Raw genomic sequence first — 20,689 nt, forward strand, 5'->3', positions numbered from 1 at the left:
AATGATAGATTGTAACAGTTTTTATGCTTCTTGTGAGCAGGTATTTCGTCCAGATTTGTGGGGAAAACCAGTAGTAGTGCTCAGTAATAATGATGGTTGTGTAATCGCGGCGAATAAAGAAGCTAAGGAATTGTCGCATATTCCTATGTTCGAGCCTGTTTTTAAAATTAAAGATCAACTTATTAAAAATAAGATTACTTTTTTTTCCTCTAACTATACATTGTATGGAGAAATGTCTCAACGGGTAATGAATATTCTTGGCATGTTTTCACCCAACGTTGAGGTCTATAGTATTGATGAGGCGTTTATAGATGTTAGTGGCATGAAGCATATAAATCTAGAAGAATATGGTACTTTGGTTAAGGAAACAATAATAATGCATACAGGGTTGCCGGTAGGAGTTGGGATAGCGCCTACAAAGGTATTGGCCAAACTAGCAAACAAGATTTCAAAAAAGGAGGTTAGGTTTTCGCACGTGTGCGTTATAGACACAGAGGAAAAGCGCATTGAGGCTCTTAAATGGGCAAAAACTAAAGATGTATGGGGGTTGGGAAGAAAGCACCAAGAACGCCTTAAAAAAAGAGGTGTTTTCACTGCCTATGAATTTACGCAAGTAAATTTAGCATGGGTGCGCAAGCAAATGACCGTAGTGGGCGAACGCTTGTGGCGAGAGCTCCATGGAGAATCTTGTATTGATTTTACTACAATGCCCAAACGAAAAAAAGCAGTTGGTACGGCTAAATCTTTTGGAAAAAAACTGGAAGATTTAGAACGAATAGAGGAAGCTTGTGCTTACTATATTAGCGAAGTAAGCGAGGTGCTGCGCGCTCAAAAATCTTGTGCTACATACGTACAGGTTTTTGTCACTACCAATTATCATAGCAATACAGATAAGCAATATAGCGACAGCCGAACCATCACTATGCCTGTGCCCACTAATAATACATTTGCTTTGATTAGAGAAGCAAGAAAAGCATTGCACCTTATCTACAAGCCAGGCTATCGCTATAAAAAAGTAGGGGTCAACCTTACGGGGTTGATACCTCAAGAATATGTGCAGGGTAATTTGTTTGAAAGTACAAAATTACACGATACGCGTATTATGGAAGTAGTAGATGTACTCAATCATAAATTTGGAAAAGCCACCGTGGGTTCTGCTTTAGTAGGAACTCGAATAGAAGAATGGGAACTCATTAAAAAAGAGCGGAGTAAGCGTGTAACCACCCAATGGAAAGAGTTAATGACTGTCAAAAGTCACTGATTTACTTTTTTTGCTGAAATTTTATAAAACACAAAACTTGCTGCAAATCCAACAAACGAAAACCCAGCCAAAATCCAGAAAACATAATGATGTCCAGTAGCGCCTTCAAAGCCATCAAGAAAATAACCCATCATGGGGCCGGCAAAAATATCTGGCGTGTACCCAACGAATGAAATAATTCCTACGGCAGTTCCTGTTAAAAACAGTGGAATTTTCCCTTCTTCCATTACGGCAAAATAAAGTACACGCGCTGCATACACCCCGTTAGCGGTAATGACAATCGTTAGAAAAAACAGTAGGATAGTGCCTTCGCCCAAAATGCCAGAGGCGAAAAGTACAGCACCCAAAATAGAAAGTAAAAATCCAATAATTAAATAGAAAGAGGGTCTGGATTTGTCGGCTAGAAATCCTATAACGACACCTACAATAGGTCTTATAAATAATAAAAAAGTGCCTGTTTTGGCCGAATCTACTTCGCTGAACAACATAACTTCACGCGCGTAGAGTGAAAAAATATCGGTTATTTTGTAGCCCACGTAGGCACATAAAATAATAATCATCAATAGCCAGACGGAGGGTAATTTGAGAACCTGCATGATATTCTCTTTGGTGATTTTTTCGGTACTGATTTTTTCTTCGGAACTGTTAGATTTCAGAAAAAAGAAAACTAGAATACCAATCAATGCAACCAGTGCCGATGAAATATAAACCACCATTGTAAAGGCATCTTTCTGCTGAAATGTATTCAATTCAACATCTGTGGATGGAACAAAAAACGAAAATATGAATACTCCCAATAATCCAAAAAGTGCTCCAACCAATCCGCGCCCACCATCCAAAAAACCAAAAGCTTTTCCTTGGTTTGAAATACCTCCCCAAACCCGAGTGGCTTTAATCATGGGTGCCCAAAATAAAAATATGGTCGTAAACCCCCAAAATCCATAGAGCAAGACGAGTGTTGTAAGTGAAGGTTGGTTTGCATAAACTAGCCCACCAGCAGCGGTCAATACGAGCGCAATGCCCATTAATTTTCGCGGTTCAAATCTATCTGCCAATGGACCTCCAACCAAATAAGAACCTAATGCAACAAGGCCATATATTGAAAAGCAATATCCAATCTCTGTATTCGAGATATCAAAGACATCAAGTACGGTAGCTCTAAAAACACGGGCCAAGACAAATGGTAAAATAAAAACAGCCTCTCCTGCAAGGATTAACAGGATAATGTAATGGATGGGTTGTTTTGAAGTAATGATTTTTTTCATTCTCATATAAAAATAGAAAGATAGCTTTTATTATTTTACATATTCTTCACACGATTATTTTTGACTCTTCATAACTTAAAATAAAGTTATAATTTTCAGTTTTTCAGATAATTACGTATAAATACCTGTCGCATATTCTCCCTATTACGTTATTTTTATAATAGTAATCTCTAATGTCAGCGCACATTATTTCTGAAATAACTAGCCAACAAAATATGATTTCAAAAGCAATTCAATTTATAACAAATCATCTCAACGAATATTTCAAAGGACAATCAGCTATTGCAGAAGATACAGTAATTGCAAGTAGTTTGATGAATTTAGATGGTTCTATTTCAGACACTATAGAAAATAAAATAGTGCTGAGCGTTATCAATATAGAAGAGGAGAAATCTATGCGTAACTCAATAGACCCCGCCAAGAGTTTTCACGGAACGCCACTTCATCTCAATTTGTATCTTCTTTTGACCGCTAATTATATTTCTGAAAACTATGCAGAAGGATTAAAAAATCTTTCAGAAATCATGAGTGTTTTTGAGAGAACCCCTCTTTTTGATAGACAAAATTTTCCTGGAATGCCAGTAGAATTTTCAAGGATGACCTTAGAAATCAAAAATTTGTCCTTAGAAGATATGGGTGCTATTTGGAGTGCGATTGGAGCAAAACATCAACCTTCTGTTTTATATAAAGTAAGAATAGCAATGCTTCAAAAAAATTAAAATTTCAAAAATATGTCAGCAGAACAAAATGACGGCGCGTGGCCAATCCCTAAATTTTATTTTAAAGTAACTTTTGGTTCACAAGACGGCGCTGTGGTATTTAATGAAGTATCTGGTTTGGATATCGAAGCGGATGTTATTGAATACAGAAAAAGTAATAGTCAAATGTTCGCCACTAGCAAAATGCCGGGACTTAAAAAACATGGAAACGTAACCCTCAAAAAAGGTGTTTTTGTGAATGACGTCAATTTCAAAAAATGGTTCGAGAGTATTGATAGTGATGCCGTTGATTATGAAACCGTTGTGATTCAGTTAGTTGATGAATTTGAAAGGCCAACAATGACATGGGAGTTAAATAATGCTTTGCCCATTAAAATGAGCGGTACAGGTTTTAATGGAAACCCAAATTAAGCAATCATTGAAGCGCTAGAAATTGCACACGAAGGATTTACTATTAAAAATGGTTGATAATGGAAAATAGCAATGAATTGGAAAAGAATTATTTTAAGTTACGTCTTCGGTTCCATGATTAAAAAGACGGCGGTACTGTCGCCTATGTTTAATACTTCGTGCCAGTCTATACCTTCATTATAAAATTTGTAACCTGTTGGTACGTTGACTTCTCGGGTTCCTGTGGTATCTTTTATTCTGAATTTACTCCCTTTTACGGTGTAACCAAAATGCGCCGCATGGTAATGCCTTTCATGACCAACGCCCGGAGCAAATGTGCATTGTAAAACTCTTACCTTATCATTTTCTTCTACCACTTCACAAACTGATTGATTATTCCATCCCGCTTGCAGTGGGTCTTTTAATGTGTTTTTTTCATCGCAAGCAATGAAACTTACAGCCATACTAAATATTGCAAAAGCGATTGTAAGGGTGTTTAAGTTTTTGTGTAGTTTTTTTGTAAGGTGCTTAATCATTCCCTTTTTTTTGGTGATTGGATTCTAGGCGAAAATAAACTTATGTATTTAAAAAAAAATATCAATCTGGATTTCTTTCCAAAATTTATCTAAATCTTCATTTTTTAGTCCTACATCTTAAGTCAATGAGCGTAGCGAATTTTGTCTATGGATATCCTTATTTACGTTATGAGTAGTATTTCTATATTTAAATCAATCCGGTTTTGTTACTGTTTTACTGCCACTTCGCAGTAAACTTTCTGTCACGATGTCAGTCTCTTTCCGCTGGCACATTTGTTGTCTAATAGCAAGTGTATTCAGAGATTAATATTTCCGAGGACATTCAAAAAAGTTTAATAAAAAAGTAAAATATATTATTATGAGTAAAATAATTGGAATCGACTTAGGGACAACCAACTCGTGCGTTGCTGTAATGGAAGGTAGCGAGCCTGTGGTAATCCCAAATGCCGAAGGTAAAAGAACGACACCCTCTGTGATTGCATTTGTGGACGGTGGCGAAATTAAAGTGGGTGACCCTGCAAAAAGACAGGCGGTTACCAACCCAACAAAAACCATTTCTTCTATTAAAAGATTTATGGGTAATAAGTACAGTGAGTCTTCAAGCGAAGCGGAACGTGCTGCATACACCGTAAAAAAAGGAGATAATGATACACCACGTGTAGACATTGATGGTCGTTTATATACACCACAAGAGTTGAGTGCAATGGTGCTTCAAAAGATGAAAAAAACGGCTGAAGACTATTTAGGTCAAACGGTAACACGTGCGGTAATTACTGTACCAGCTTACTTTAATGATAGTCAACGTCAAGCTACAAAAGAGGCAGGTGAAATTGCAGGTCTTACGGTAGAGCGTATTATTAATGAGCCTACAGCGGCTGCATTAGCATACGGTCTTGACAAAAAATCTACAGATCAAAAAATCGTTGTATTTGACTTTGGTGGTGGAACACATGATGTTTCTATCCTTGAATTAGGTGACGGTGTTTTTGAAGTACTTGCTACAGATGGTGATACGCACTTAGGTGGTGATGATGTGGATCAAAAAATTATCAATTGGTTAGCGGACGAATTCCAATCTGCTGAAGACATGGACCTTCGTAAAGACCCAATGGCATTACAACGTTTAAAAGAAGCGGCAGAGAAGGCGAAGATTGAATTATCTTCTTCAGCATCTACCGAAATCAACTTACCATACGTAACAGCTACAGCTAGTGGCCCTAAGCACTTGGTAAAAACGTTAACACGTGCAAAATTTGAGCAATTGATCGACGATCTTGTGAAGAGAACGATTGAGCCTTGCCAAACTGCAATGAAAGCGGCAGGATTAACAAATAGCGATATTGATGAGGTAATTCTTGTAGGAGGTTCTACACGTATTCCTGCGGTACAGGAAGCCGTTGAGAAGTTCTTCGGAAAAGCGCCTTCAAAAGGAGTAAATCCAGATGAGGTTGTTGCAATTGGTGCAGCTATTCAAGGTGGTGTATTGACCGGAGATGTAAAAGATGTATTGTTACTTGACGTAACGCCACTTTCATTAGGTATTGAAACGATGGGTAGTGTAATGACTAAGTTGATCGAAGCAAACACAACCATCCCAACAAAGAAAAGTCAAATATTCTCTACTGCAGCAGATAATCAACCAAGTGTTGAAATCCACGTACTGCAAGGAGAGCGCCCAATGGCAAACGATAACAAAACAATAGGTCGTTTTCATTTAAGTGATATTCCACCAGCACAAAGAGGTGTACCTCAAATTGAGGTAACTTTTGATATTGATGCAAACGGAATCATTAAAGTAAGCGCAGAGGATAAAGCTACTGGTAAAAAGCAAGACATTCGTATTGAAGCATCTTCTGGATTGACAGAAGAAGAAATCAAGAAAATGAAGCAAGAAGCAGAAGCAAATGCTGAAAGCGATAAGAAAGCGAAAGAAACGGCAGATAAAATCAACGAAGCAGATGGTATGATTTTCCAAACGGAAAAGCAACTGAAAGAATTTGGAGATAAAATATCTGACGAGAACAAAAAGCCAGTGGAAGAAGCCTTGACTGAATTAAAATCGGCTTACGAAACTAAGAACGTAGATGCTATCACGCCAGCGCTTGATAAAATCAACGAGGCTTGGAAAGCAGCGAGTGAAGAAATGTACAAAGCACAAGCAGATGCACAAGGCGGTGCTCCAACTGGAGAGCCAACAGCAGATGCAGGTTCAACAGAAGGTGAGAACGCAGACGTTGAAGATGTAGATTTTGAAGAAGTGAAGTAACACTTCGGCTACGCTCAGTGAGCGACGCTTGTTATATATCAATCCCAATCTAATTAATTTTAGATTGGGATTTTTTTGTGGGTAAAATGTGTGTTTTTCTTCGGAAATGTAAAGTGCTTTGTTAATATGAGTGTTTATATGTAAAGGAGTTTACATATTTTTGGGTGGGGAGGTATTCGTAAATTGTGGATGTATAATAATTTAAATAATTAAATGATAGATATTAAGTATAGTAGTGTAATAGTTTCAAGAACAAAAAAAGACGGAGATATTATAGAGCAAAATCACAGAAGATTTTCAGAAATAGGAACTAAAAATTTGAAGGATTTTAATGAAAGAATGAATGTTCGGATTCGACTCGAATACAATGAAATCAATAACGCTTTCTCAATTTTGAATATTTCAAATAATAAGCGGTTACAGTATTTTTCAAGAAAGTTTTTAATTGAACTTAATCGTTACATAACTTTAATAAAAGTTCATTTTGATCAAAGTTTTATTAAAAATGAATACGTTCAAGGTGTTGAAAGAGATGCGAATAACCTTAAGCAAGAAATAAGAGCAAAACATAAAATCCAAAATGGGAATGTAGTTTTAGAAACGGAGAAAGTTGAATGTTTAAAATTGATTGAAGAATTTATTAATCTTCGAAAAAATTCTTATCCAATATCAGTAATTACTGATAAAATGATTATAAAGAATTGCATAAATGAAATAAATGCTTTGTATGATGACTTGTCAAAAGAATTTATAGTCAAGACTAAATAGCTTAATTTAGAGTGTTTTGATAAACCGATTTTTTAAAAATAATTTTAATAATTAGCTTGAATTTAATTAATTTTTTAGGTGTTAAAATTTTAAATTTTGATAATCGAAAAAAGAAAATAAATAAGAAAATTAATCATTTATATTATTAATACCCTTATCAACACTAAACTTCTCAAGTTGAGAAAAATACTTCTGTTTTGAAAAATCTTCTGTTTAAATAGGTAGCTTTCATTATAACCAAACGAACAATTTACAGTTAATTGACACTTTTTTCACATATTAAATAAGACAGGTTAGGTAATGATGCGTACGTTCAACAAAATAAAATGTCTGACTTTATATAAGTAACCCAAATGAACAAACTACCAATTCTTATATCAATACTATTAATAGCGCTAAGTGGTTCTTGCATTGAAAAAAATGTTTCTGTAGCGAAAACCAATATCCCTGAAATTTTAAAAAAAACAGAATCAGACACCTTAAACTTTACCTCTGGAATTAGGGTCATTTTTCAAGACAGCAAAGGCAAGTATTGGTTGGGCAGTCATAACGAAGGTGTTTGTGTGTATAATGGAAAGACATTTCAATACTTTACTACAAATGAAGGATTGGCTAATAATCAAGTGCGTAACGTGCAAGAAGATACCAATGGAAATATTTGGTTGGGTACGGCAAGTGGTGTGAGTATGTATGATGGGGAACATTTCAGCAGTGCTACAAATGATACCCATGGCCCAACCATCGGTTGGAAAAACACAGAGGAAAGTTTATGGTTCAATGCAGGGGATAATAAGGGAGTATATCAATTTGATGGTTTTAGGGTAAACTATATGGCTTTTCCATTACCAAAAAAAAATGCTCATAGATCTTTTGGAGTCACAGGAATTTCCGAAGGAAAAGAAGGTAGTATTTGGATTGCAACCTATTCGGGTTTGTTCCATTTTGATGGTGAGTCCATTACTATGTACGATGAAAAAAAATTAAAACGTAACGAAACGGAGCGATTACATATACGGAGTGTGCTCGCAGATTCAAAAGGGAATATTTGGATTGGTAATAATGGAATAGGGGTGTTGTTAATGCAGGGAGATAAAACCATCAACTTTTCAAACAAAATGGGTCTCATTCATTTTGAAAGCATTTTAAACGGTAGTCGCTCGCCAAACCAAACATTAGAACATGTTTTTGCCATTGAAGAAGATGGCAATGGTGACATTTGGTTTGGAGACAGAGATGCGGGAGCATGGAAATTTGATGGTAAGAACATGACACATTATACGGTTGATGAAGACCTTTCATCACCAATGATTTGGGACATATATAAAGACAACAATAACAATTTATTTTTTGGAATGGAGAGTGGTGGCGTTTATACCTTTAACGGAACATCGTTTGAAAAAGCTTTTAATTAGTAGTAATGATAATTTTAAAGTTCCATTGCTCAATTTAGAGTCGTGGGATTTTTCATTTTAATATCATTCACTCAAAAAAGGGTTCGTTCACTAAATTTTATTTTTGGTTAGATTTTAAGTGTCTAGTTTTAAATGTACTAACAAATAAAACTTAATATTATGGCACACCAAGTAAAATCACCCACCTTAAAAGGAAAAAAAAAAGAACTTACCGATGACTTAAAAAAGCTCAACTTAACAATCGCACAAACAGAACGATTGTTACTAGACGCTTGTAAGTTGGCAGAACAAATGATGGCAAAAGCCTACAGAGAAATTAACGCCATCATTAAACAGGACAATAAGAAATGGGAAAACGCCTTCAATTCAGATTATAAATTAAAGTTATGGTTTGGAGAAGTTACTAGAAAAAACCACGTGCGCGATGTGGAAAGAAGAATGGATTCTATTTGCGACCGTATGGCAAAAGGAATAACGATAAGACTAAGGCCACAAAAAGAACGCACACATAATGCCCAAAACAATGGCACTTTTTTCGAACCAAAAACATTTAAAGTATTCCCTAATCTCATTGCGAAAGACCAACAGCCAGAAGAGGGGAGAGATGCTATCGCCGCGGTATTGATCCATGAACTTATGCATACTTGGTTTAAGGACCAACGAATTGGGAACACCAAAACTTATGGTGACCAGAGAGCAAAAGATTTGGCAAAATATGACCCAAGAAAAGCAAGAAAAAGTGCAGAAAACTATGAGCAATATTGCTTAGATGTATGGAGGAATTAAAAAACAAAGAATTCAATGAAATAAAATCCCATAACTCAATTTGAGTCGTGGGATTTTTTTTGATGACATATTTAACCTCTTGCGATGTGTTGATAAGAAACAAGTTCTTTAGCATATTGATTGCTTATTTACCATCGCACAATGAAACATAAAGCAAATTTCAAACAAAAAGAAATCACTGAAAAGAAACATTGCGAGTAGCGTCAAATTAACTAGTTGAACATTCAAATTATTTTTTAAAAAGATATTTTAAACAAAAATTAGCACGTTTGAAATTTAAAATAAAAGTCCCGCACAGGTAGTTTGTTCGGGACTTTTGGCTAATTATGAAATATCTTTTTTTACTTGATTTGTAAAATCAACTACATCATAGCTTCCTGATGGCGCACCGCTACCGACATAATGGCTTCTAACTTCCATGAGCGCAAGTCCAAGCCAATTATGCCCGGTATCATCATGGTTGTCGCTCCAATTTTTTATCTTTCCCCACTTTGTTATTATGTTCTAAAAGATAAGCATCCTGAGTTTCCAGCATCACTTTATTAAATTCTGGAATTTTGAATTTTCCTTTACACACTTCAACCATCGCGACTCTGCGGTCTAGCGTGCACCTGTTTTCTGGCGTACCTTCTCGTTCTAATTTTCTGTTAAGATGAAATGCATCATCCCCCTTTACAGCTTTTTCAAATTGTTTCAAAACCGAAGATAGTAGATTTTATATTTTGAAAAACAAGTACTTATGCGCTTAGTTGAAATGAATAAATCTTTGAGATTGTCAAATTTCAAAATGAAAAAATGAGATATTATAATTGCGATATTTTTCGCAAAGCGGAAATTTGTAGCGTTTAGTTAATAAGTTATAACAAGGTAGAAGACTCAAATTTTCATTAGTAGCGCATACAACAAAATGGTTATTCCATTAAAGTTTTAGGTTTTAATGAACGGCACTGGGAACGCCTTGTTTTTCACCAATGATAACTTCATTAAAAATAACATTTTCAGTGTTCGTTAAAGTCATTGCGTTTTTTGCATTCTGAATATTGATGTTAGTGAAAGTTACATTTTCCACTTTGAAGTTTGGGTATCCTTCAATGACAATTGCAGTATTTGAAACGTTCTTAAATTTCAGATTGCTAAAAACAAGATGACTTATTTTTGAGGGAAAATTCCCGCTACCTTCTCCGTGATAGTTGGATGTGATGTAAAAAGCATCTTCCACATCGCCAAAATCAACATTATCCACATTGATATTTTTGATATACCCGCCTCTGTCTGAGTTTGTCTTTAAATAAATGCCACGCTTGACGTAACCACTGGTTTGACAATTATACGCATAAACGTTTTTTACTCCGGCAGACATTTCACTACCAATAACAATAGCGTGCAAGCCTTTAAATTTATTGTTCCGAATGATAATATTCTGAGAGGGCAAATCTGAACTCAATCGTCCATCATCGTCTCTTCCGGCCTTAATGGCAATGTTGTCGTCTGCATTATCAAAAGCTACATTTTCAATCAAAATATTACTAGATTGTTCAATGTCAATACCATCGTTGTTTTTGTTATAAGCGTTGTATTTTAAACCCCGAAGTGTCACATTATTACTTTTTAAAATATGCACGCACCAAAAAGGGGCATTGGTAATGGTTACATCTTCAATCAAAATAGTTTCCGAATTTAAGAATTGAATAAGTTGAGGTCTTAAAAAATGAGTATTTCCAAATATTCTTTCTTCAACATCCACTTGGTTGTGGTTCATGTCTCTACTAAGCTTTTGCGATTTTTCTTGCAATTCTTTCCAAGTGTTCCAAGTCTCTTTTGCGTCCCCGTCAATAGTTCCAGTGCCTGTTATAGATACGTTATTAATGTTATTTCCATAAATCATAGGGCTATAATTGTACAGCATTGTTCCTTCCCAACTGGTTAAAACTAGGGGATAATCTTTTGGATTAGAACCAAAAATCAGTCGAGACCCTTCTTTTAAATGTAGATTGAGGTTGCTTACTAAATGTAAGGGGCCATTTATTTTATAATTTCCTTTTGGTACAATGATTTGACCTCCATTATTCTTCCTGATTTTTCTTATTGCCTTGTCAAAAGCTTTTTTGCAATCAGTCACACCGTCATTTTTAGCGCCTAATTCTAAAATATTGATTTTAAAATCTGGAATTTCAGGAAGGCTCATGCTTTTTTCAATTGCTTTTATAGCTTCCTGTTGATCTTCATTAAATTGCGCCTTCAGGGGTTGACAAATAAATGTAATTAATGAGAAAATGGTGATTACGGCTTTCATTTTTATTGTTTCGTGTTGACAAATTTCTGAAATTCAGGCACTTCCTTTAGTAATTCTTTGACTGCTAATGAAGATATTTCCGTAGCGCCTAGAAGGGATAAGTGCGTGTTGTCTTCAATTCCTTCTGGATAATATGCTATCTCGTTGGGCTCAAAATGAAGATGCAGTTTTTTTGATTTTTCAACGCCATAGCTCTCCTCTAAAATTTCAGTAACATATTGCAAATCTACTAAATGTACATTGTATTCATTGGCGACTAATCTTACTATCAAAGGATAGGCCCCGTGCGTATCAACCAGCGTGCTGTCTTGATTAAATTTTCGTCTAGAAATGGAAGTGAATAGAATAGGCGTTGCCTTTTTAATTCTCGTTTCTTCTACAAATTTGATGAGGTTATTTCTATATGCGGTATAGGGATTTGTATATCGTTCTGGAGAATTTTTTTTCTGGTCATTATGTCCAAATTGGATAAAAACATAATCGCCTTCCTCTAATTTATTATGCACAGAATCCCATCTTTTTTCTGAAATGAAACTACGGGTACTTCTTCCATTTACCGCATGATTTTCCAGCGTTATTTCTGAATTTAAAAACGTGGTAAATACTTGACACCAACCTCTTTCAGGATTTTTTTCTGGGTCTGTTTTATCTGCCATGGTAGAATCACCAATGGTATATATTGTTTGAGAGTCAAATATTTTATTTTCTGAAATTGAAACCTTTTTATCACAAGATTGAAACACAAAAACACTCAAAAAAAGGATAAGGCTAAAAATTTTCATACCATTGCTTTTCTGAAATATGTTTTTCATTTCCTAAGATATTTTGAATTGTATAATGTTCCAGTTCAGCAGGTGTTAATTGGTGCGACCAACGCACACGCTGTTGAGGAGTAAACCCTTTCCCTTTGTTTTTATATTCGCCGTAAAAGGTTTTGTTCTCTGCTTCGGGCTTTGACCAATTGTCCCACCCAATTGGAAGGATATGACTTCCCATTGTGCAAGTTATAAATACCGTTTTTGCATAGATACGCCAAGGTCTGCCTAAATATACTTCATTCACATTTTCATCTGCATTAACCACGCAGTTATTAAAAACGAACCCAAAATTGGCATCTTTTGGAGTGGAAGCGGCAGTAATAAAAGAGTTGCTTTTACTATGAATTTGACAATTATCAAAGTAGGCCGTTGCATTTCCGAAGATAAAATCTGTTGTGCCTTCAATATAACAATCCTTGAAATAATGTTTTCCCTTTCCAGAAGCATAAAGCGTGTCTTGATTGCCCAATAACCTGCAATTAATAACAGCAACTTCGGTAGCAGTGATTGAAAGCGCAATTGCCTGTCCCACATCACCTGAAGCATTTTCGATTGTTAGATTTTTAAGCAGAACATTATCGGCTCCTACTAAAAGCGTTGGTGTGAAAAATGTACTGTTTCTACCTAAATCTATCTTGTCAAAATAGTTGTCATACGTGATAATTGTTTTTTCTTTACTCTCTCCAATCAATGATACATTTGGATTCCATTCGTGGATTTTCACCTTTTCTTGATATACGCCATTTTTAATGAAAATCCGTATTTGGTCATACGGAAATGATTTTGTACTATTTATCGCTTCTTGAATACTCATATAATCTCCATCACCATTTTTTGATACTACCGCATCATATTTGACAGTTTGGGTTTCATTTGTATTTAGGGCGTTTGGAGTCTGTCCTTGCAACGCAGCTGTAAAACAGATTATAATTATTTGGATATATTTTTTCATAGAAAAACAACTCTTTTTTCGGCATCACTTTTAACGGCAGCCTCTATAATTTTAATGACATTCATTCCTTCTTCTGCCGAAACGGGTAAGGGGGCATTATTTTGTATTGCATGATACATCTCTTCATAAAATATTGAATAATCACCTTTTTCTGAAACAATATATTTCTTAACCGAATTTCCATCTTTTATAATATGAAGCAAACCTTTTTCTGAGTCTGGCTCAATACCCCAATCGCTACTATTTGGTTGTATGTTTTTCTGAAGTGTTGCTTCTTGAACATCTGCCCGTGATTTAATAAAAGAACCATTTTTGCCATGCACACTAAAAGCGGGGAGTGGTTCCAATACAAAGTAGCTTGATTTTAAGGTTACGTAATGTGAGTTATATTTCAATTTTAAATCGAAATAATCATCCACTTTTGAATCTGCCCTAAAATTGTCCAAGGTTGCAGAAACGCTTATTGGCATTCCAAAAAGATATAATGTTTGGTCAATAATGTGAGAGCCTAAATCATATAAACCACCCACACCTTCTGTGGGAGATTCTTTATGAGCTTTCGTACTCAAACTGGGTGAATATCTATCAAAACGTAATTCTGCTTCTACAATCTTTCCAAGAATCTTATTTTCAATGATTTTTTGTACAGTTTTAAAATCGCTGTCCCATCTGCGGTTGTGATAAACGGAGAGCTTTACGTTGTGCTTTTCGGCCAGCAAAATAAGTTGTTTAGCTTCTGCCGCAGTTACCGTAAAAGGTTTTTCAACGATTACATGTTTTCCTGCTTCAATACACTTTTTTGTATACTCAAAATGCGTAATATTAGGCGTATTAACAACAACAAAATCAATATTTTTGTCGAGTAACATTTCATCTAAAGACCGAAACGTTTTAACATTGGGATATTTTTCTTGTGCTAGATTTTTAGTTCTTTCATAAACACCATACAATTTGAAGCCAGGGTGCACCTCTATAAAAGGGGCATGAAATACCTGCCCACTCATCCCAAAAGAACACAGCGCTGCTTGTATGGTTTTTTTTGTCATAACTATTTGTTTAATTCCAAAGCAGCCATGATAAAAGGGCCAGTTGCTTTTGGATCATTATTTTTTTTGCGTTCGTTAACGTAATAATCAAAAGAGCCATCTCTGTAAGGATTTCCGCCAAGGCCTGCAACTGCGCATGCTTGTGTAATAATTACCTCGCCGTTATCTCCAATTTGTACGAGGTCTGTGGTTAAGCCGTTAAACGCCTTTTCGGCAACATTTTTATATGTTGAAGGCAAATAACCTTTATTTACTCCTTTTGCCAATGCATAAGCAAACATAGCAGTTCCAGATGCTTCGAGATAATTACCTTCTCGGTCGCCTTGATCTGTTACTTGATACCAAAGGCCAGATTCATGCTGATATTTAGTTAAACTTTCTGCTAACTGATTTAAGTAATTGATTAATTCTTTTCGTTTTGGATGATCTTCAGGAAAATAATCTAGCGTGTCAACAAGAGCCATTGCGTACCAACCTAAAGAGCGTGACCAAAAATTCGGTGAAGTCCCCGTTTCTTTGTCAGCCCATTCCATTGCCTTACTTTCATCCCAACCGTGGTATAATAATCCTGTTTTTTCGTCGTAGGCATATTTTTGAATGAGTTCAAATTGTTTTGCTACGTCATTTAATTGTTCGCCGTTTTCAAAACGAACTGTATAATTTGCATAAAAGGGTTCTCCCATAAAAAGCCCGTCTAACCACATTTGACTAGGGTATCTTTTTTTGTGCCAAAAACCGCCTTCGGAGGTGCGTGGATGTTCGCTCAATTGTTTTCTCAGCGTTTGCATTGCCTTTAAATACTTTTCATCTTTTGTAGTATCATACAAATGAAATAAAATATTTCCGGCTTCAATCATATCAATATTGTAATCTGAAAATTTATAACTAGGTATATTCCCTAGGCTGTCAATCGTAGCATCTGCATAGCCTTTTACATATTCGTAGTACTTTTTGTCGCCAGTTTCTTTCCCTAGTTTTTCAAAGGCTGTTAAAACCAAACCATGAACATAATCCCAATAAGGCTCTTCCTTATCATCGATTTGATATGCCTCTGGATGAGCTTCCATTAGCGTCAAAGCCATACGTTCTGACCATTTTAAGGAAGTTGGTATTGTTTTTACGGCGGTTGCCTCTTCGGTTTTTTGTTCTTTTTTTGAATCGTTACAACTTGTAAAAAAGCCTAAAGCGACAATTAATAAAGATAAATTTTTAAAGATTTTCATTGCTGATATTTTATTTGTTTAATTCCATTGCAGCTAGTACAAAGGGTCCAAGTGCGTGAGAGTTATCTGTTAAAATAGGTTCGTTCATATAATATTCAAAAGAACCATCTCTGTAAGGGTCTCCACCTAAACCTGCGCTCTTGCACACCTGGGCGATATGAATTTCTCCATCATCGTCAACGGTAATTAAATTTTTTACAATTCCGTCGAACGCTTTTGTTGCATTTTCTTTATAGGTGTTGGGCAGATATCCTTCGTTTACACCTTTTGCCAAGGTGTATGTCAACATTGCAGAGCCAGAAGCTTCTAGGTAATTGGGTTCTTTTTCGGGCATGTTTGGAACTTGATACCATAGTCCAGTTTCATCTTGGTATTTTATTATTGCTTTGGCTAATTCGTTTAAATAGGTTATTAATTGTTGTCTCTTAGGGTGATTTTCTGGGAAGTATTCCAGTGTGTCAACGAGTGCCATACCATACCAACCCAGCGCACGAAGCCAAAAATTTGGTGCTGTTCCAGTTTCCTTGTTTGCCCAATCCATTTGTTTGCTTTCGTCCCAAGCATGGAAATATAAACCTGTTTTGCTGTCGTACGCATTATCATGAAGTAATTCAAAATGGTGAACAACATCATTCAATTTATCGCTGTTTTCCATTTCGGTATTGTATCTAGCGTAGAAAGGTTGCCCCATATAAAGACCATCTAACCACATTTGGTTGGGATATATTCGTTTATGCCAGAAACCTCCCGAGGGAGTTCTTAAATGACTTGCTAATTGGCTTCTCAAGGTTTTTAAGGCGATTAAATATTTAGGGTTTTCGGTTTCTTTATAAACATTAAAAAGAATTTTCCCTGCATTGATGTTATCAATATTATAATCCTCAAGGTTGTAATTTTTGATAATTCCCTTCTCATTTATCAACGTATCTGCATAGGCTTTTCCGTAGTCAAAATAAATATCTTTACTGGTTTTTTCTGAAAGTCTTTGAAGTGCCAAACAGAACATGCCTATTTTGTAATCCCACTTTGTTTCGGTTTTATCGTCAATATTCCAAGCTTTTGGATACCTTTTAATAACGGATAATGCCATACGTTCGGACCACGGAAGTTCTTCTGAAATAACGCTTTCAGACTCAGAAGAAATTTCCGAAGTTTGCTTCACTGTGTCTTTACAACTTACAGAGAAAGTTGTGATGAAAACCAAAAAAATAATTTTTTGAAATAAGTTAAAATCGTTTTTCATTTTTTAAAGTGTTTGGTTTTTATTCAAAATCTTGAGTTTTTCATTCAAATAACCCGTAAACTCCTTTTCTGTTTTTATACCATCCTTTTCCTGTTCCCATGCTCCCAAAAAATAGAAAGTGATGGGTTGGGTGGTAGGTTCAAATTCTAATAAATAATCATCAACACCTTTTTTCATTTGAGTTACGGTTGCAACGTTGTAAAAAATTGCCATTCCCAAATCATCGGGGACTAGAGTTTGTTCTCCGTAAGTGGCTATATATGCCCATTGTTTATTCTCGCTCAAACCTTCTAAAAAAGTAACGCCATGATTAACAATACCAGTTACTATTCCAGCAACACTTTTTGAAGGTTGAATGGTATGTTTTGTATAACGTTCGCCGGGAAAAATACTTAGAGTAGAGGATAGGTCTATTTTTTCTTCACCGGTTTTCCATCCATAATAATTAACGTCAACGCTGGACATTTCAGTAGCATTGTTAACAGCTGCTTTTGTAGAATCTACTTCTCTAAAATGCTTAACTTCATCATTTACCAGTCTACCAATGGAACCTAAACCGAGGCCTTTTCCTACCTTGAGAATATCACTGCCCCAAGATTGTTTTTCGTGATAGGAGTCAAATCCATCTTGCCCCACGTTTTTTAAAACCATGCTATGTGTGGTCTTGCCAAAGATATCGATGGCATTTCGCCAATCAAGGTATAATCGATACCCCACTTTATCACTTTCCCAACCCGGACCTTCGTAACGAAGATACCATGAATGGTCTGTATGACTTTGCGGTACTGTTAACGACTCAACATTTTTAAATGAAGTGCCCCCTTCATACACACGATCTTTCCACTCGCCACCTTCGGCTACCGAAATTTCAGCATACGTTTTTTGAACGTCTTTTTTTTCTAGAACGGGTTGCTCATTTTGTTCCTTGACTTCTTCCTTGTTTTTACAAGCATGAAGCGCTAAAATGGATAATGCTATTGAAATGTATTTTATCTTTTTCATAATTTTTTATTTAAATATAGTGTCTAAAAATGTAATGCAGTAAGAAACTATAGTTTCAAACCATGGATGAAATAGCCAAAATGTATGCGGTGAATTTATAATCGTCTTGGTTTGATTGTAAACATTATTTTCATTTAAAATTGCAATCATATCATCTCTTCCCGCGTGAAATCTAGGATATTGGCTATTTATAAAAAGGATGGGAGGCGTATTTTTATCTGTATGCGATAGGGCAGAGGCCTTTTCCCAAATTTCTGGAATCTCTTCGTAAGAGCCTCCAAGCCATTGTGCGGCCACCTTTCCCTCTTGAGATTCTGGGTGTTTAAAAGCGAGTATGCCATCGATGGCAATAATAGCTTGGACTTCTGCGGAAACGAAACTTTCATTTGGTAATTCGAATTTCGAATTATTATTTGTCGTACCAATGAGCGCGGCCATTTGGGCTCCCGAAGAACAACCTAAAACGGCAATTTTGTTTGCATCTACATGAAACCGCTTTGCATTCAGTTTTATGAATTTTATAGATTCTTTACAGTCATAAATCCCCTGCGGATACTGGGCTTCTGGAGATAATTGATACTCTACTGTAAAACAACTATATCCTTTAGATGCTATTTTTTGAGCTAGTGAAGCAAGGTGAGATTTATCACCAGATTTCCAACCACCACCGTGAATTAAAAGTACGGCTGGATTTTGACTTTGTGTATTGATAAATGCATCTAACTGGAGGGTTCTTTGGCTCGTTTTAAAATAAGCTATGTCTTTTTTTATAAGCACATTGTTAAACGAATCAAGAGTTACAATATCGATTTCGTCAAAACTTTTAGCAGCTTTTTGATATGCGCTTTGAATACTGTACGAAGTATCTTTTTGTATTGATTGAAACCCCCAACTTATTGCGGGAACAAATAGAAAAAAAAGTACGATTCTATATGAAAGGAGCTTCATGAATGATTTGTTTTTTATTAGTAATGAAGCCTGATATTTTACTATCAGGCTTTATTAAAGAAATGAATTCAATTTTGGCTATATTCAAATAAAGTGACTACTGAAAAAATTTCTCATTAGTTAATAATTGCCTATTGATAGGCTGGGTTTTGAGGATAATTATTTCCTTGGTTTAAATCCAAGGCAGACTGAGGAATTGGTCTAAGTATTTTAAGTTGTCCATTTGCTCCAGCAAAATTTCCTTGATCAATTAAGTAATTGTAAAGAGATGCCCTTTCTACTAATTTACCTGTTCTTTTCAAATCAAACCATCTGTGATATTCACCAAACAATTCTCTAGCTCTTTCGTCAAGTAGATCATCAATGTCATACGTAGATAAAGGTGTAGTCAAGCCTGCTCTTTCTCTTACCGCATTCAATCTATTTAAGCCCATTCCCGGATTGGTTGCTAAATATGCTTCAGCAGCAATTAAATAGGTGTCACCTAAACGAGACAATACAATATCTCTGGTACTTACTCTCGCGTCATTTTCAAAAGGGGCTAATGGGTCGTCAAACTTTTTTGCTGGGATTGTTTGGTAATCACTACTCACAACGCCTGCTCCGTAAGTTCCATAAAGGTGGATTTCAGTTTCAGGATTCTGCGCTATATAAGCATCGATTTCAGGTTGTGTTACCCATTGCGGCACATAGTAGTGACGTACTCTGCCTGTAGGGTTGTTGCCATCAAAATGACCATAGTATCTCCATAATGCTTCTGTCATAAATGTAGCGTCATAACGTTCGTCTTCTTCAATAAAAAGACTAAGTGCAAAATCTGTAGCTAATAGCGTATAGCTTCTCCAAGGTGCGTCTCCGGCAACTTCAGATCCGCCAAGATAAGAACTGAACCAGTTTGCTTGTTTATGTCCTAACCCTGTAGGGTCTACACTTACCGATGATGGGTCAAATTGAACAGAGAAAAGTATTTCTGGGTCAAAATCATTTGTGTTGTCTTCCTGCGGAAACCATAAATCTGTAAAAGATGGACTCAACGCTTGTCCTGCAATAGCATCTTCTGCATAGCTTGCTGCTGTTGCAAAATCGCCCGAGTCACCAAAACTTTCATACGCACGAGTAAGATATACTTTTGCTAATAAATGCTGAACTGCTCTTTTATTTACACGTCCCATGTAGGCACCATCTGCAACAGTATTCAATGCATCTGTGAGGTCCAGAATAATTTGATTGTAAACTTCTTCAGCAGAATTTCTATCAAAAGAAAGCACTGGAATTTCAGAATATTCAGTAACTAATCCAACACCCCCAAAGGATTGAACCAATAAAAAATAGGCATTTGCTCTTAGGTATTTAATTTCACCTGTAAGTGTGCTTACGTCAATTCCTTCATTATTTTCAACGATGTCTCCATAATACAATCCGGTATTTGCGGTGCGTATGGCTTGATAACATGCTTGGTAAAGTTCATCAATACCTTGAGAAGATGAATTTAATTGAGTGTACTGTGATAGCCCCTCTGGTTCGGTACCTCTACCTTGCCCAACGGCATATAGGTCTGTACCGGCACAAAACATATAAGCGTCTCTTCCGTAAATATTTCTTAGTTGCCCATAATTGGCGTTAACTAATAAATTGAAACCTGCTTCTGTACCATAGTAATTGGCATTCTCATTTGACAAGTTTTCCTCTTCAATATAATCTGAACATGCACTAAGGCTTAGTACAGCTATTGCTATTAATAATATATTTTTCATATTGTTT

General features: G+C 35.8%; 19 protein-coding genes. 7 read left to right on the forward strand and 12 right to left on the reverse strand.

Going from position 1 to position 20,689, the window contains the following annotated elements:
- The first annotated feature begins 1 nt into the window (after position 1).
- Positions 2 to 1,261: a Y-family DNA polymerase gene (locus ACSHW7_RS12315; protein ID WP_435679661.1), complete on the forward strand. Its 1,260-nt coding sequence runs from the start codon at positions 2 to 4 to the stop codon at positions 1,259 to 1,261.
- On the opposite strand, the gene ACSHW7_RS12320 is transcribed toward ACSHW7_RS12315, so the two are convergent.
- A complete protein-coding gene (locus tag ACSHW7_RS12320) occupies positions 1,255 to 2,526 on the reverse strand; it encodes an MFS transporter (RefSeq protein WP_435679662.1) in 1,272 nt (423 codons plus the stop codon). The genes ACSHW7_RS12315 and ACSHW7_RS12320 overlap by 7 nt on opposite strands.
- Positions 2,527 to 2,741: 215 nt before the next feature.
- On the opposite strand from ACSHW7_RS12320, the gene ACSHW7_RS12325 reads away from it, so the two are divergent.
- Positions 2,742 to 3,245 carry a DUF4255 domain-containing protein gene (locus ACSHW7_RS12325; RefSeq protein WP_435679663.1) on the forward strand — a complete coding sequence of 168 codons (504 nt, stop codon included), beginning with the start codon at positions 2,742 to 2,744 and terminating at the stop codon, positions 3,243 to 3,245.
- 12 nt (positions 3,246 to 3,257) lie between these two features.
- Complete coding sequence (locus ACSHW7_RS12330) at positions 3,258 to 3,656, forward strand: phage tail protein (protein ID WP_435679664.1); 399 nt, start codon at positions 3,258 to 3,260, stop codon at positions 3,654 to 3,656.
- 98 nt (positions 3,657 to 3,754) lie between these two features.
- On the opposite strand, the gene ACSHW7_RS12335 is transcribed toward ACSHW7_RS12330, so the two are convergent.
- Positions 3,755 to 4,171, reverse strand: coding sequence for a cupin domain-containing protein (locus ACSHW7_RS12335; RefSeq protein WP_435679665.1), 417 nt, complete (start codon positions 4,169 to 4,171; stop codon positions 3,755 to 3,757).
- Positions 4,172 to 4,529: 358 nt separating this feature from the next.
- Here ACSHW7_RS12335 and dnaK point away from each other — a divergent pair, with 358 nt between their 5' ends.
- From dnaK to ACSHW7_RS12355, 4 genes are all read left to right on the forward strand, one after another.
- Positions 4,530 to 6,437, forward strand: a complete 1,908-nt coding sequence (gene dnaK / locus ACSHW7_RS12340) for a molecular chaperone DnaK (RefSeq protein WP_435679666.1) — start codon at positions 4,530 to 4,532, stop codon at positions 6,435 to 6,437.
- A 213-nt stretch (positions 6,438 to 6,650) separates the two neighbouring features.
- Positions 6,651 to 7,205 (forward strand): hypothetical protein, encoded by a 555-nt coding sequence (locus tag ACSHW7_RS12345; RefSeq protein ID WP_435679667.1) that lies wholly within the window; start codon positions 6,651 to 6,653, stop codon positions 7,203 to 7,205.
- A gap of 353 nt (positions 7,206 to 7,558) precedes the next feature.
- Complete coding sequence (locus tag ACSHW7_RS12350; RefSeq protein ID WP_435679668.1) at positions 7,559 to 8,617, forward strand: ligand-binding sensor domain-containing protein; 1,059 nt, start codon at positions 7,559 to 7,561, stop codon at positions 8,615 to 8,617.
- Between the two features lie 159 nt (positions 8,618 to 8,776).
- Positions 8,777 to 9,403: a M35 family metallo-endopeptidase gene (locus ACSHW7_RS12355; protein ID WP_435679669.1), complete on the forward strand. Its 627-nt coding sequence runs from the start codon at positions 8,777 to 8,779 to the stop codon at positions 9,401 to 9,403.
- A gap of 454 nt (positions 9,404 to 9,857) precedes the next feature.
- On the opposite strand, the gene ACSHW7_RS12360 is transcribed toward ACSHW7_RS12355, so the two are convergent.
- From ACSHW7_RS12360 to ACSHW7_RS12405, 10 genes are all read right to left on the reverse strand, one after another.
- Entirely contained in the window at positions 9,858 to 10,100 is a 243-nt protein-coding gene (locus tag ACSHW7_RS12360; protein WP_435679670.1) for a hypothetical protein, read from the reverse strand.
- Positions 10,101 to 10,337: 237 nt separating this feature from the next.
- Positions 10,338 to 11,696, reverse strand: coding sequence for a glycoside hydrolase family 28 protein (locus ACSHW7_RS12365; RefSeq protein WP_435679671.1), 1,359 nt, complete (start codon positions 11,694 to 11,696; stop codon positions 10,338 to 10,340).
- 2 nt (positions 11,697 to 11,698) lie between these two features.
- Entirely contained in the window at positions 11,699 to 12,478 is a 780-nt protein-coding gene (locus ACSHW7_RS12370; RefSeq protein WP_435679672.1) for a rhamnogalacturonan acetylesterase, read from the reverse strand.
- The gene (locus tag ACSHW7_RS12375) at positions 12,465 to 13,466 is read right to left on the reverse strand and encodes a pectinesterase family protein (protein WP_435679673.1); all 1,002 of its coding nucleotides are present in this window, start codon (positions 13,464 to 13,466) and stop codon (positions 12,465 to 12,467) included. The genes ACSHW7_RS12370 and ACSHW7_RS12375 overlap by 14 nt, the downstream gene beginning before the upstream one ends.
- Complete coding sequence (locus tag ACSHW7_RS12380; protein WP_435679674.1) at positions 13,463 to 14,512, reverse strand: Gfo/Idh/MocA family oxidoreductase; 1,050 nt, start codon at positions 14,510 to 14,512, stop codon at positions 13,463 to 13,465. Before ACSHW7_RS12380 ends, ACSHW7_RS12375 begins: the two co-directional genes overlap by 4 nt.
- Before the next feature lie 2 nt (positions 14,513 to 14,514).
- Complete coding sequence (locus tag ACSHW7_RS12385) at positions 14,515 to 15,735, reverse strand: glycoside hydrolase family 88/105 protein (protein ID WP_435679675.1); 1,221 nt, start codon at positions 15,733 to 15,735, stop codon at positions 14,515 to 14,517.
- A 10-nt stretch (positions 15,736 to 15,745) separates the two neighbouring features.
- Complete coding sequence (locus ACSHW7_RS12390) at positions 15,746 to 16,978, reverse strand: glycoside hydrolase family 88/105 protein (protein WP_435679676.1); 1,233 nt, start codon at positions 16,976 to 16,978, stop codon at positions 15,746 to 15,748.
- A 3-nt stretch (positions 16,979 to 16,981) separates the two neighbouring features.
- A complete protein-coding gene (locus ACSHW7_RS12395; RefSeq protein WP_435679677.1) occupies positions 16,982 to 17,980 on the reverse strand; it encodes a DUF4861 family protein in 999 nt (332 codons plus the stop codon).
- Between the two features lie 6 nt (positions 17,981 to 17,986).
- Complete coding sequence (locus ACSHW7_RS12400) at positions 17,987 to 18,928, reverse strand: alpha/beta hydrolase fold domain-containing protein (RefSeq protein ID WP_435679678.1); 942 nt, start codon at positions 18,926 to 18,928, stop codon at positions 17,987 to 17,989.
- A 131-nt stretch (positions 18,929 to 19,059) separates the two neighbouring features.
- Positions 19,060 to 20,682, reverse strand: a complete 1,623-nt coding sequence (locus tag ACSHW7_RS12405) for a RagB/SusD family nutrient uptake outer membrane protein (RefSeq protein ID WP_435679679.1) — start codon at positions 20,680 to 20,682, stop codon at positions 19,060 to 19,062.
- Between the last annotated feature and the right edge of the window lie 7 nt (positions 20,683 to 20,689).

It is taken from the genome of Patiriisocius sp., assembly GCF_051252435.1.
In the GTDB taxonomy this organism is placed as follows: Bacteria; Bacteroidota; Bacteroidia; order Flavobacteriales; family Flavobacteriaceae; genus Patiriisocius.